Source organism: Bartonella sp. MR168JLCBS, assembly GCF_042194175.1.
Window position 1 is genome coordinate 1 of the sequence record NZ_JBHIMP010000612.1, and the last position, 546, is coordinate 546.

The 546-nt window shown below is 54.2% G+C and carries 1 rRNA gene; it reads left to right on the top strand.

The annotated features are described in order from the left end of the window. Nucleotides 1–546, top strand: a 23S ribosomal RNA gene (locus tag ACFIK8_RS13005); the annotation flags it as partial.

A 546-nucleotide genomic window follows, 5' to 3' on the forward strand; every position in this document is an offset into this window, starting at 1 on the left:
GTGAACCAGTACCGTGAGGGAAAGGTGAAAAGCACCCCGGAAGGGGAGTGAAAGAGATCCTGAAACCGTGTGCCTACAAGTAGTCAGAGCCCGTTAACGGGTGATGGCGTGCCTTTTGTAGAATGAACCGGCGAGTTACGATCCCGTGCAAGGTTAAGCAGAAGATGCGGAGCCGCAGCGAAAGCGAGTCTGAATAGGGCGAATTGAGTACGTGGTCGTAGACCCGAAACCAGGTGATCTACCCAGGTCCAGGGTGCAGTTCAGGTAACACTGAATGGAGGCCCGACCCCACGCACGTTGAAAAGTGCGGGGATGAGGTGTGGGTAGGGGTGAAATGCCAATCGAACCTGGAGATAGCTGGTTCTCTCCGAAATAGCTTTAGGGCTAGCCTCAAGGTAAGAGTCTCGGAGGTAGAGCACTGATTGGACTAGGGGCCCCTACCGGGTTACCGAATTCAGTCAAACTCCGAATGCCGATGACTTATCCTTGGGAGTCAGACTGCGAGTGATAAGATCCGTAGTCGAAAGGGAAACAGCCCAGACCGCC